Raw genomic sequence first — 12777 nt, forward strand, 5'->3', positions numbered from 1 at the left:
TTATGCAACGTATCACGCTTTATACCATGACTAATTGCCCACATTGCCAGACCGCAAAACGCTACCTTGAAGAAAAAAATATTGCGTTTCGTTTGTGCAATGTAAAGACGCCAGCAGGCCAGAAAGAGTTTGCCAAATTAAACTTACGTGGTGTGCCGGTATTAAAAGTCGGCAATCAAGTTCTTAAAGGCTTTAACGTTAAAAGCTTCAATGAACTCTATCAAGATAACTAATCCCCAACAGACCCATACTGAAACCACAAAAAGTACCTTTATTATCGTTTTCTTAATCGATATTTTTAATCGACATTGAAAATAATCAAAAACATATCATCACTATGGCTCGCCCATTAGTGATGATGTTATCGAGAAGTTTGGAAAATTTTTTTAAGCACTTCTTCGCCAAAGTGATATTTTTGCTAGTATTGGCGTAGCCGTGTCTCTGTGTGCTACCCAGAAAAATATTGTTGCAAGTACGAGTTTAACGTCAAAAGTCACAGTTAAACAAAATCACAGTCAAACAAGGTCACAGTCAAACATTGTTGAGCAACTTATGGTCAACTCCTCACTCAAAAAATAGATAAATAACATTAATACCAATCTCACTAATTATCTGATCATTTTTACTGGTTAAAACAACCAACTACTGCGTTATTTATTTAATAATTAGAACAACTAGTTATTAAAATAAATGCCTTATATTTGGTCATTTTCCCTGCGTATAAAGTAGACCACCTAATTAATGAAATTGGTATAAGCTATTGTGACTGCTAGTCTCAAGATTGCGACATTTTTTTGTCTTGTCGTCCCAACCTGAAAATACTGCTCAGTTTTACCTCAATACTGGCCAAGCTTTATATCGAGCAAAATACCAGAATAACAATCAAGTTAAAGTTTTTTAATCCTAAATCATCATTACTACGTATAACTAAATTATTAGCCACTTAGCTATAATTTTTCCTATTATCCAAGTATATTCAAAATATCAACGTTCAAGTATTTATCCATTATGAATAGTTTAAATAGGCTCGCAGAAGCCATAATTTCTGGTCTGCAAGAATACATCAATAAACGCGGCTTTCGCGCATTAATACACTTTGAACTGGAAGGGTGTTATCAAAAGCCAAAAGATAAGCATATAGATTATAGGCAGGTGAATAGAAATTTATTAGCACTGGGTATTGATGGTGAAGTGGTTGCTGAGTATTGGAGTAATCAATGGGAGTATGTGTCGATTTTCAATGGCCAAAGTCCATTAAAAGAGGCACAAAACCTTAGTCGCGCTATTGAAATTTTGCCGAAATTGTTTGCTGTTCAAGGCGCGACAAAAACACTTATTAAGCCTGTTATTTGGGCGGGTGACCATGGCAAGTTGGCTGCTGGTTGTGAAAGTATTTTTAGTGGCGATAACCGTGCGGTACATATCCCTAATGCGGTACAAATTAATGTTAGCGTACAAGATGTAAGTGGAAGAAACTTGCTGGTTTCTGGTGATTTTGGTGAATGTTTACAGCAACATTTTTTGCGTACAAGTTTAGCCTGCTGCTTAATTTATTTGCCAGAAGAAGAAGCTTTTGAGCGATTAGTATTAAAATCGAAATATGGCTTAGCGGAAGAGCTTTGCTCCCCTGTTGATATTTCTGGCGGGCATCAAGGCAGTATTGCTTTGTACAGAGACATTGGTAAACACAATCAAAAAATGGGTGTTGAGCCATTGTTATATGATGATAAAAACAAGGTCATCGTGAGTCAGAATAATTGGCATAAAACCGCCAGGGTTGAACACAGGCTAGGTGCCTCGAGTGAGCACTATAACCCCTATTTGAATGTGATTTTTGCTTTGTTAAATGTTATTGAAGCTATTGATGATATGAAAAATGGTTACCCAGTGCAGAGTGAAACGTATGGCCAATTACCAAGTTCGTTACATGATCAAGCCAACAGTGTTGGAGCTATTACCTTATTTGCCAATAATGATTGGTTTAACCAAAGCATAGACAAAGCGCTCAGCGGCACAGGCAGTTATGGTGAAAAAACAACAGAGTTAAGTATGGGGCAATTATTGCAACATGGTTATTTAAAGCAATTTCAACGGCCAAGTATTATTATTTAAAGCGTGAGCTTTGAAATACTACGTCGGACTACAAACATATTTAGCGAAGAATTAAATGATAAAACAATTAAATACCCCAACACTTGATGGCAACTCGACAGCAGAAAAGCGACAAGAGTTAACGGCATACTTTAAAAATACTTGGTCGACATATGAGTCATTATTCTCACTGATCAATCATGACCATGCCTATTTTTTAAGGCCAGAACGGTTACGCCACCCGTTAATTTTTTATTTTGGCCATACCGCAACTTTTTATGTCAATAAGTTGATACTGGGCAAATATATTAAGCAGCGAGTCAACAGCCGTTTAGAAGCTATTTGCGCGGTCGGTGTTGATGAAATGAGTTGGGACGATCTTAATAGCGAACACTATGACTGGCCAAGTGTTGATGAAGTTCGAACTTATCGCCAGCAAGTTTATGAGTTAGTACTCGATTTGATTGATAATATGGAGTTGAGTTTACCTATTACGCAAGACTCGTTAGCCTGGATGATATTGATGGGCTGCGAGCACGAACGTATTCACCTTGAAACGTCATCAGTGATTATGCGTATGTTGCCATTAAAGTGGTTAACAAGCCAAGAGCAATGGCAGCCGTGTTTACATTCATCAGTGGCACCTGAAAACCAATTAATACCGGTTAAGTCTCAACACTTGTCGTTAGGAAAAAAAGCAGATGACAAAACCTTTGGCTGGGATAATGAATATGGTCATCAAGACGTCGATGTTGAAAACTTCAGTGCCGCTAAATTTTTAGTATCCAATGATGAATTCATGGCCTTTGTTGTCGCCGGCGGCTATCGCTCAGAGCAGTTTTGGTGCGAAGAAGGACAAGCATGGCTGGAATTTACTCAAGCTGAAATGCCGAGGTTTTGGCGTTATAGCAATGGCGAATATGCTCAGCGTAATTTAACAAGTGAAATGCCTTTGCCATTAGACTGGCCGGTAGAAGTTAATTACTTAGAAGCAAAAGCGTTTTGCCAGTGGCGACAAAAAACGACCAAAGGTTTTGTTCGTTTACCTACCGAAGCCCAGTGGTATTGTCTTCGTGAGCATGTTGCTGGTGACCAACACCAGTGGCCTGAGGTGCCAGGTAATATTGATTTAGCTTATCAAGCCTCATCATGCCCAGTTAACCGACATCAGCAGGGTGAATTTTTTGATGTTATTGGTAATACTTGGCAGTGGACTGAATCAGCCATTGACGGCTTTGCTGGCTTTAATGTTCACCCTTTATACGACGACTTTTCGACACCGACTTTCGACGGCAAGCATAACTTAATTAAAGGCGGGTCTTGGATCTCTACGGGCAATGAAACTTTAGCCTCTTCACGCTATGCCTTTCGTCGACATTTTTATCAGCATGCAGGCTTTCGCTATGTGGTTAGTGAGCATGCAGAAAAACCACCAGCAGCGGTCAATAAATATGAAACAAGTAAAGATATTTGCCAGCAGCTTGAATGTTATTTCGGCGCTAATGTGCTTGGCCATGAAAATTATGGCCAACAAATAGCACAACAGGTAGAGCGTTTTATCGCCGCTGAAAATATTGCGACTGAGCGTTTACTTAACTTAGGCTGTAGTGTTGGGCGAGTAGCCTTTGAACTGAGTCAATCTTTTCAACATATTGATGCGGTAGACTTCTCTGCGCGCACCATTCAATATGGTGTGCAATTACAAACCGGTGCTAGTGTCCGTTATACCCATACGATTGAAGGAGATATCTGTGAGTATAATGAAATTACCCTAGCGGAAAAGGTTAAACAGGCTAATAGTGAACGGATATTGTTCAGTCAGGCAGACGGTTGTAATCTCAAAGATAACTTTAAGCACTATGATGTTATTTTGATTCAAAATGCTTTGGAGCAAAGTTACGATCCTAAGCGTTTATTGGCTAATGCCGTAAGCCGTTTAAACCCTTCAGGGTTACTGATTATTATTTCAGATTACCATTATCAGTTACAGACAACAGATAAAGCTAAATGGCTAAGTGGCATAAAAGTTAATGGCGAAAACTTATCAGGTATTGATGCCTTAACCAGCGAACTCAATGATGAGTTTGACCTTGTAGCGACCAAAGAATTGCCGCGCGTTGTCGCAGACTCTGCGCGTAATTTCAATGTCTCTCATTGTCAGCTCAGCGTTTGGCGAGCAAAATAGCTTGCTTATTTATAGCTGTATTTACATAAGCATTTACATAAAGAAGAATAGCTAACCTATGCCAACTTACTCACTGCCTAAACATATTGCTTATAGTCAAAGTCTTGCGGGTTATATACAGCATAATTTAAGTGATTCAACCGCACAGGCTTTGACATTAGCTCAGTTGTGTCAGCTTGGCACTGCAGGTTTAGGTGCTAGCAGTTTAGGCACTGATAATCTAACTGTAAGCGCTGTTGAAACAGACCCTATTGGCGCAACACTTTTAAGCTACTCACCTATTCAAGGTGACCTGGCTTTGCGGCAAGAAATCGTTAAGTTTCACCAAGGTTTAAACTGCCATCGCCGATTAATAACGCCCGATAGCGCAGTGACCTTTTGCGGCGCGCAGGAAGCCCTTTCAGCTATTTATCAAGCGGTGTTAAGTGCCGGTGATGAAATAGTTGTCATGACACCCAGTTATCCGTCTTTGGTCACTATGGCAAAGTCGATGGGCGTTATCGTTAGAGAAATAGCACTTTGCGTTGACAACCATTGGCAAGCCAATATTGACGACTTTAAGCAAGTGGTGAATGACAAAACCCAGCTTATTGTGCTGAATTCACCACATAACCCAACGGGTAGTGTTATTGACAGCGAACTCGCCAAGCAAATACTGCAACTGGCGCAGCATTATCAGTGTTACTTGTTAAGTGATGATGTTTCACAAGCCAGCAATTACTATGATTTAGCTTTAGCTCATGGTTATTTAGACTACCCAAAAAGTATTGTGGTGGGTGTGATGTCTAAAAGCTTAGGATTGGCTGGCGTTCGTATTGGTTGGGCGGTAACACCTAATAAGACATTACTGCAAAGTTTAATGGCAATTAAAGCCGTTCATTCTATTTGTTGCTCGAAAATTGATGAAAAATTAGCGCTGCTGGCATTGCAAAATAGCCAAGAAATTTTAACCCGCAATAATCAGCTTATTGCTGACAATATAGCGTTATTTTCGGCACTTGTTGCCCGACACCCAGAAAAATTACATTGGCATCAGCCTCAGGCAGGTATGCTCGCACTCGTTGAGGTTAAAAATATCGACTCAATAATATCTTGGTCACATAAACTTGCCAAGCAAAGCGGTATATTAGCGCTGCCAAGTGAGCTTTTCGGACTTTCAGGTAATTATTTTCGCTTAGGTCTAGGCCAAAAGAGCTTAGCTAACACACTAGAAATATTTGAAGATTATTTGCTAACAACAAGTATCGATAGCGCTTAACAGTTGACAGCTTATAACTGTCAGCCATTACTTTTTAGTTAGTTAAAGTACGTAAAAAAACATCATAAAAAAGTGACACAAAGCGGCTAAAAATACAAAAAAATGCCAAATAGCATGACTATATTGCTTGTCTTTTCTGACGTAAAAAATAGTACCCAAGCCATAAATAATACCACCCAAAGCCAGTAAAATTATACCTTCATAGGCAAGTTTAGCATTGAGTTTATGTATAAAGGTTAGGGAAATTAAACCTAAACCTAAATAGGTTGATAGCGATAGCTTTTTATATTTGTTACCAAACTTAACTTTAAACGCGATACCTAAAATGGCTAGCCCCCAAATAATAGCCAACATTAGCGGGCCAATGTCATCAGCTAATGTAACCAGCATTAGCGGGGTATATGTGCCGGCAATCAATAAATAAATCGCACAATGATCGAGTAACTTAAAGACTCTTTTTGCCTTTTCATGTAATAGCGCATGATAAAGTGTTGAGGCACTAAACAGTAAAACCAGACTAGCACCATAAATACTAAAACTGATGATTTTAACCATGTCAGTTTGTATCCAGGCTAAAGTGACTAAAAGTGTTAAGCCGGCGACACTAAGCAATGCCGCTAGCCCATGACTAACTGCATTGACAATTTCTTCTGCTAAGCCGTAATCTTGAGTTTGCACGTTATATATTCCCATTTCAGTGTACGCGTGTACGCCGAGCATGATAGCAAGCCACAGATTAGAATACTAGAGGTCTGACCTTTAAGCTTGTGAAGCATGATTCAAAAGTTCACATCGTTTGATCATTGTTGAGAAATAAGGGCGAAGAAAAGTGACTTGAAAAAGGTGGCTAAAAAAAGCGTGTTTGCATAATGTTTTTTAGAAAAAATTGTGGCAATAACAGCACAAGCATTATCCATAAACGGGTAGCAAGAGGGGGGATTCAGTGCTATATTTTAATAATAAGTTGGAGGTTAAATATATATGATTAAAATTAATAGCTTAAAGGTTAAGCGTCAAGGCGCATAAAAATGCGCTTATATAACGAGCGATATACAAGCGCAAATAAGCACTAGAGTGCTAGATCGATAACCATTTCACGTAACTCATCTTTGGAAATTGAGTTGTCATGATTTTTATCAAAGCGATTGAATATGGTTTCACACATACGAATGCCTTTATCTTGCAGTAAGCAGTCAATCAATTCGACAAACTCACTTCGATTGATAACGCCGTCTTTATCTTCATCAAACAATTCAAATAATTCATCTACCCACTGATTTAATTCCATCAGTCATCCTCTTATCTGTCGAATAATACTTATAACAGACTTTATCGTTATTTTAGGACTATGTGAATGATTAATTCTGTTATTTCGTGCAATCGTGTGTTTTTGCCACATAAGGCTATTTTTATAGAGCAAAGGGCATTGCTGATATCGCATAGCATGATGCTCGCTATTTAGCATGATAAGTATCACCGCCACTCATAATATTTTTCAACTCACTATTTTTTACTTTATTTAGCGCTTAGCAACTTGGTTATGTGTTAACTTCTTAGCGGCTCTATCTCGCGGCAGTCGGTCGTGTTAGTCATTTAAAATAGCTTGAATTTTTTTTTAAAAAAAGCGGTAATAAAATAGCCAATGATAAGACTATGCAGTCAAGGTTTTAAAAGGAAGATAAAATGAAAATAAATTGGAAAGGCTTATTTAGTGCAAGTTTACTCATTGCAATAACCCACAGCAGTTGGGCTGAGAATAGTGTAACACAGCCATTAACCTTAAAAAGCTGTCATATAGAGGGTATTAGACAACAAGTACAATGCGGTACTTTAGTTACACCAGAGAATTATGAAAAACCTGATGGCGTAAAAATTGATATAAATTTTGTGCTGTTACCGGCAATGGATAATAGTCAAGAAAAACACCCGCTAATGTTTCTGGCCGGTGGCCCGGGTCAAGCCGCAACTGAGCTAGCTAGCTATATTTTTCGTGGCTTTAACGAGATTAGAAAAACCCGCGACTTAATTCTTATTGATCAACGCGGCACAGGCCAGTCACACCCTCTGCAATGTATAGACTCATTAGAGCTTGATCCCTACACCAGTATACCTGAAGATTTTGCCCTTACTGATATTGAGCAATGTTTAGCGCAGCTTAAGGGAGACTTGAGCCAATATAACTCAGAAAATGCGATTCGAGATTTTGACGCGGTGCGAGCGGCGTTAGGACATCAACAAGTACATATTTACGGTGGCTCTTATGGCACCCGTGCCGGTTTGGTTTATATGCGTATGTTCCCAAATTCGTTAAAAAGTGTGGTACTTGACAGTGTTGGCCCCATTGAAGTACCTATTGGCTTATTTGGTAAAAGCGCAGAGCAGTCCTTTATTAAGCTGGTTGAAAACTGTCAGAACGAAATAAGTTGCGCGGCACAATACCCAGAATTGGCAAATGAGTTTGCCGCTATCACCAATAAATTATCGCAAGCACAGGTAACGGTAGAAATTGACCATCCAAGATTAGGTACTAATACCGCCTTTATTATTAGTAAGGATAAATTCATTTCAACCATACAAATGCAACTGTACTCGATGGAAACACGTAGCCTAGTGCCGCTGTTAATTCATCAAGCCTATTTGGGTAACTATAAGCCATTGGCGGGTGTTATTGCTCAAAGTGAAGGTGGCATGGGTATTTATATAGCTTTGCATTTTAATATTGTTTGCAATGAAGACTATCCCAGAATATCTGCCGGTATGAAAGCTGACGATGCCGACAATAGTTTCGCTAAAGGCATGAGCTTAACTATGGTTGGAAAAGTGTGTGCTGTTTGGCCAACGTATCAACCGAGCGACGATTTTTATCAAACCGTTAGTGCTGATATTCCAACCCTGATCATGTCGGGTGCATTAGACCCGGTCACGCCGGCCAGTAATGGCGAAAAATCTGACGAGCATTTACCCAATAGTCATCATATTATTGCTAAAAACAACGCGCATATCGTAGCCTCAACAGCTTGCGGTATTAAAATCGTAAATCAATTTTTAGAGCAACAAATGCCAAAGGAACTTGATGAGTCATGTCTTGAAGAAATTCCTGACGAGTCATTTATGGTGGGTTTAAATGGTGGTGGTGCAGCCCAAGTATCGCCTAGCGCTATGCCAACAAAAGCAAAGGAATAAATCATGATTGAAGTTAATAATTTACATAAAAGTTTTGTCAGCAAAAAAAATACCGTTAAAGCGTTAGATGGTTTGTCGTTTACTGCAAAAGATGGCGAAATTACTGGTATTTTAGGCCCCAATGGTGCCGGTAAAACTACTTGTTTGCGTACACTATACGGTTTACTTCGTGCCGATGAAGGTTATGCGACTATTGATGGTATTAAAGTAACAGAAGAGCCAATCAAAGCTAGAAAACTATTAGGCATATTTCCCGATAAATTTGGCTTGTATGAGCGCTTAACCGCTTATGAACAAATTGATTATTTTGCCAGTATTCATGGCATGCAAGGCGCAAAAAAGCATGCCGCCATTGAGCAAATTCTATCTGATTTAGAAATGAGTGAATTAGCACATCGCAAAACGGTGGGGTTTTCGCAAGGTCAGCGCATGAAAGTGACCTTGGCTCAGGCATTAGTTCATCAACCGAAAAATTTTGTACTTGATGAACCCACCCGTGGTTTAGATGTGATGAGTACGCGCGTGTTGCGTAACCACTTAGCTAAATTCAAAGCCAAAGGTCACTGCATTTTATTCTCCTCACATGTTATGCAAGAAGTTGCTGCCTTATGCGATCGCGTGATCATTGTTTCAAACGGTAAGTTAGCGGCCCAAGGTACACCACAAGAGTTGTGTGATTTAGCCGGAGAAAGCTTATTGGAAGAAGCCTTCGTGAAACTCATAGGCTCTGATGAAGGAGTCGCCGCATGATGCAATTAAAAGCCTTAATGGTAAAAGAATTTAAAGAAGCTTTTCGCGACCGGCGCGCATTAATGGTCGCGATGAGCATGGCTTTATTGATGCCGGTCATGATCATGGTGATGTTAAAAGTCGCGATTAAAGAAGCGGTAGACAACCCGCCAGTTTATGTAAAATATAGTGGCGAGCAGCATGCACCAAAACTGATTAACGCCCTCAAAGACGAGAATATTTTATCTTTTGCTGATGTACCTGCAGATGAAGAGCGTAATTGGAATGAGCGTAATATTGAACTCAGCATTCCTGAGACATTTATTGCGGATATGGCAGCAGGTAAGCCGATTGAATTAACTTTGCGCGCTGATTATAACGAGAAATCGTTAACGTCACCTATTCGCCGAATTAAAGCCGTTATTAACGAACACTCGTTAACTATTGGTTACAAACGGCTATTAGTGCGCGGTATAGACACTAAGTTATTGCAGCCCATTAAATTGCTTGAGCAAGACACCTCACTGCCGAGTGGCAATGCGGTGATGATCTCACTCATTTTAGGGGTTTATTTAATGATGGCGGCGTTCATGTCGGGTTTACCCGTGGCGATTGATTCGAGCGCAGGTGAACGAGAGCGTAATGTTTTAGAAATGCTGCTGTGTCAGCCGGTAAGTACCTTAAAAATAGTGCTGGCGAAGTTGAGTTGTGCCAGCGCTATTTCAATTATCTCCATTATATTAATGCTGGTGTTGACCTCAGTGGCGATGAACTTTGTTGACCTAACTAAAATAGGGGCAACCTTTAGTATTGACGCCAGTACCTTTGCTATATTGTTGTTGTTATTGGTACCTATTTGCTTTCTCGCCGCCGCACTACAGCTATTATTTGCTTTTCAGGCCAAGAGTTTTAAAGAAGCACAATCAACCGTGACCATGTTAATTATGGTGCCTAGTTTTATTCCTTTTGCCTTAATGATGATGGACGATAAGCCTGCTTGGATCGATTGGATGCCAATCTCTGGTCAGTCATTGTTGATGGAAGATGTGTTTAAAGGCTTAGCTATTGATTGGAGTGCCTTGCTATTTACCAGTGCAGCCACTATTGCCTTAACTGTGGTCTTGGTGTTAATTTTGGCGAAACGATTAACCTCTGAAAAAGTGGTGATGTCGTTAAGTTAGTCACAGTAAGTTAGTCAAAAATAGAGCCGTTCCATAACAAAATATAGTTCGAAGTGGAACGGCTATGGCTAAGCGGGTATAAAAAGCATCAGGTAAGTGGCATTAGTTAGTAAAAAAAACAGTGTAAAGTGGCTAAAGATCCATTGAGTTATTTATTGAGTTCTTTATTTAGTAAGTAAGCAAAGCATATTGATTCATTGTCTTGGTCGGTTAACCAGCATTTAAGACAGCTACATCCTATAAGCAATAACTTTGAAACCAACTCTGCGATTCAAAACAAGCTGCTTCAATAAATCGTGTTAACTATACGCGCGCATTACTCAGCTTTCGCGCCATCTCAACGGGTAACGCTTTATTGGCCTTAAATGTTTGAGTCATACTTGCGTTTATTACTCGAGTTTGGGCTTAGGTGGATAATAGCGCCTTGCCACCAGGGTAAGCGCAGGTGCGAGTTAACACAACCAAGTGTCATATGTATCGAATAATTCACGGCTTAATTTAATTTATTTGTATTTAATTTGTTTTTCAGCGTTACTTTGTGAATTAAATTTATTGTTTTTGCACTTTTAAAGCAGTATATTAGTTTCAACTATTTGTTGATGTTAGTACTAAAAACTTTTACAGCTAACTGCAAAGTATATTCGATTGCAAAATGAACTAAGAGAGCACGGTTTTATCGTGTACAAGCTCAGCAAGTTCAGGCAAAATATGCCGCAATTAATTTAGAACTAAAGCCAACCCCCAGTATTGCCAATGGCAGACTATTTGAGGATATAACATGTTTACACGTGATATGAATATTGCTGATTTTGATCCAGAACTTTATCAAGCAATGAGTAACGAAGTTGTTCGTCAAGAAGAACACATTGAACTCATCGCTTCGGAAAACTACTGTAGTCCACGTGTACTCGAAGCTCAAGGTTCACAACTGACGAATAAATACGCCGAAGGTTACCCAGGTAAGCGTTATTACGGTGGTTGTGAGTATGTGGATATTGCCGAGCAACTGGCTATTGATCGCGCAAAAGAATTATTTGGCGCCACTTATGCTAACGTGCAGCCACATGCCGGTTCACAAGCAAACGCTGCTGTTTTCCAAGCCTTAGTTTCTCCAGGCGGCAAAGTATTAGGTATGAGTTTAGCGCATGGCGGTCACTTAACGCATGGCTCACACGTAAACTTTTCGGGTAAGTCATATGAAGCTTTTCAATACGGTTTGCACCCTGAAACCGGTGATATTGATTATGTTGAATTAGAACGTTTAGCATTAGAGCATAAACCAGAGATGATCATTGGTGGTTTCTCAGCCTTTTCTGGTGTGGTTGATTGGGCTCGTATGCGTGAAATTGCCGATAAAGTCGGTGCTTACTTTTTCGTTGATATGGCTCACGTTGCCGGTTTAGTTGCTGCAGGTTTATACCCTAACCCAGTGCCACACGCCCATGTTGTAACGACAACAACTCACAAAACATTAGCAGGCCCACGTGGCGGCTTAATTGTTTCGGGTTGTGATGACGAAGCAGTTTATAAAAAATTGAACAGCGCGGTATTTCCTGGTGGTCAAGGTGGACCATTAATGCATGTTATTGCCGCAAAAGCCGTAGCATTTAAAGAAGCATTAGCGCCAGAGTTTAAAGTCTATCAGCAAAACGTGCTAGATAATGCTAAAGCTATGGTGGCGGTATTACAAGAACGTGGTTATAAAGTTGTCTCTAATGGCACAGATAACCATTTATTATTGCTTGATTTAATTGATAAAGATATTACGGGTAAAGATGCTGATGCCGCATTAGGTCGTGCTCATATCACAGTGAATAAAAACTCTGTACCTAATGATCCACGTTCACCTTTTGTGACTTCTGGCCTACGTTTAGGTACACCAGCTATTACTCGTCGTGGTTTTGGCGTTGAAGAAACCAAAACAACTACAGGTTGGATTTGTGATATTTTAGATGATATCAACAACGAAGCCGTGATCGCTAAAGTTCAAGCCGGCGTTAGTGAGCTTTGTGCTCGCTTCCCGGTTTATAAGTAATTATATTTAGCTTTTAACTAATCGTGTTATTTCCTGATTACACTTAAAATGGCCACCTTAGTGGCCATTTTTTTTAACTATTTTTTATTGGGCTAGTACTCGTTTGCCATTAATC

General features: G+C 39.7%; 10 protein-coding genes. 8 read left to right on the top strand and 2 right to left on the bottom strand.

What is annotated here, in order from left to right:
• Positions 1 to 2 precede the first annotated feature (2 nt).
• From H4J61_RS12865 to H4J61_RS12880, 4 genes are all read left to right on the top strand, one after another.
• Positions 3 to 233, top strand: a complete 231-nt coding sequence (locus H4J61_RS12865) for a glutaredoxin family protein (RefSeq protein ID WP_182185327.1) — start codon at positions 3 to 5, stop codon at positions 231 to 233.
• Positions 234 to 1008: 775 nt separating this feature from the next.
• Positions 1009 to 2112, top strand: a complete 1104-nt coding sequence (locus H4J61_RS12870; RefSeq protein ID WP_182185328.1) for a hypothetical protein — start codon at positions 1009 to 1011, stop codon at positions 2110 to 2112.
• Between the two features lie 55 nt (positions 2113 to 2167).
• Positions 2168 to 4276: a 5-histidylcysteine sulfoxide synthase gene (gene ovoA / locus H4J61_RS12875; RefSeq protein WP_182185329.1), complete on the top strand. Its 2109-nt coding sequence runs from the start codon at positions 2168 to 2170 to the stop codon at positions 4274 to 4276.
• A gap of 58 nt (positions 4277 to 4334) precedes the next feature.
• On the top strand, positions 4335 to 5534 hold the full coding sequence (locus tag H4J61_RS12880; RefSeq protein WP_182185330.1) for a pyridoxal phosphate-dependent aminotransferase: 1200 nt from the start codon (positions 4335 to 4337) through the stop codon (positions 5532 to 5534).
• Between the two features lie 42 nt (positions 5535 to 5576).
• Here the strand turns inward: H4J61_RS12880 and H4J61_RS12885 are convergent, their stop codons facing one another.
• Positions 5577 to 6212 (bottom strand): hemolysin III family protein, encoded by a 636-nt coding sequence (locus H4J61_RS12885; RefSeq protein ID WP_310650060.1) that lies wholly within the window; start codon positions 6210 to 6212, stop codon positions 5577 to 5579.
• A gap of 391 nt (positions 6213 to 6603) precedes the next feature.
• Positions 6604 to 6822 carry an EF-hand domain-containing protein gene (locus tag H4J61_RS12890; RefSeq protein ID WP_182136059.1) on the bottom strand — a complete coding sequence of 73 codons (219 nt, stop codon included), beginning with the start codon at positions 6820 to 6822 and terminating at the stop codon, positions 6604 to 6606.
• 395 nt (positions 6823 to 7217) lie between these two features.
• Between H4J61_RS12890 and H4J61_RS12895 the strand changes: the two genes are divergently transcribed.
• From H4J61_RS12895 to glyA, 4 genes are all read left to right on the top strand, one after another.
• A complete protein-coding gene (locus tag H4J61_RS12895; protein WP_182185332.1) occupies positions 7218 to 8717 on the top strand; it encodes an alpha/beta fold hydrolase in 1500 nt (499 codons plus the stop codon).
• 3 nt (positions 8718 to 8720) lie between these two features.
• Positions 8721 to 9467, top strand: coding sequence for an ATP-binding cassette domain-containing protein (locus H4J61_RS12900; RefSeq protein ID WP_182185333.1), 747 nt, complete (start codon positions 8721 to 8723; stop codon positions 9465 to 9467).
• A complete protein-coding gene (locus H4J61_RS12905; protein WP_182185334.1) occupies positions 9464 to 10627 on the top strand; it encodes an ABC transporter permease in 1164 nt (387 codons plus the stop codon). The genes H4J61_RS12900 and H4J61_RS12905 overlap by 4 nt, the downstream gene beginning before the upstream one ends.
• A 778-nt stretch (positions 10628 to 11405) precedes the next feature.
• Positions 11406 to 12662, top strand: coding sequence for a serine hydroxymethyltransferase (glyA, locus tag H4J61_RS12910; RefSeq protein ID WP_182136052.1), 1257 nt, complete (start codon positions 11406 to 11408; stop codon positions 12660 to 12662).
• Positions 12663 to 12777: the final 115 nt, after the last annotated feature.

Origin of the sequence: Colwellia sp. MB3u-4, from assembly GCF_014077065.1 — a bacterium.
In the GTDB taxonomy this organism is placed as follows: Bacteria; Pseudomonadota; Gammaproteobacteria; order Enterobacterales; family Alteromonadaceae; genus Cognaticolwellia.